This window comes from Pseudomonas sp. AL03, from assembly GCF_029960815.1.
Taxonomy (GTDB): domain Bacteria; phylum Pseudomonadota; class Gammaproteobacteria; order Pseudomonadales; family Pseudomonadaceae; genus Aquipseudomonas.
The window spans coordinates 1-484 of the sequence record NZ_JASBRE010000081.1; the positions used below are offsets into that span (position 1 = coordinate 1).

Genomic DNA, 484 nt, shown 5'->3' on the forward strand with positions numbered 1-484 from the left:
TGGTGTCGGCAGAATCCGTCACCGAGGTATTCGCAGGCTTGCCGTCGACTTCCAGTTTTTCGAAGTTGCCGCCCTTGGCGTCGTTAATTTTGACGCTCAGCGAACCGCCACCGGCGAGGGCATCGTTTGGCGCGGTGAAGTTCACGCTGGCGCTGCTCGAACCCACCGGAATGGTGATGGTTTGACCGTTGGACAAGGTCACAACGACCGGCGAACCGGTGACTTCAGCAGACACGGACGCGGTGTAAACCACGGTGCCGCCTTCGGCCACAGTGCCGTTGGCGGTCAGGCTGACCGTCGAAGTATTGATCGTGTCAGTCACTTCGGTGACCGCAGCCGCCGGGCTGGTGACCAGGTTCTCGAAGTTGCCACCGCTGGCGTCCTTGATGGTCGCTTCGACCTTGCCGGCGTCTTTGTAGACGTCATCGGCAGGTGCCTTGACGGTGACGGAGCCGCTGGTAGCGTTGGCGGCGATGGTGATCAC

The 484-nt window shown here is 61.4% G+C and carries 1 protein-coding gene; it reads right to left on the reverse strand.

All coding sequences use genetic code 11. From position 1 onward, the window contains the following. The coding region (locus QK293_RS27485) for an immunoglobulin-like domain-containing protein (RefSeq protein ID WP_282383518.1) at positions 1–484 on the reverse strand (484 nt) is incomplete at both ends.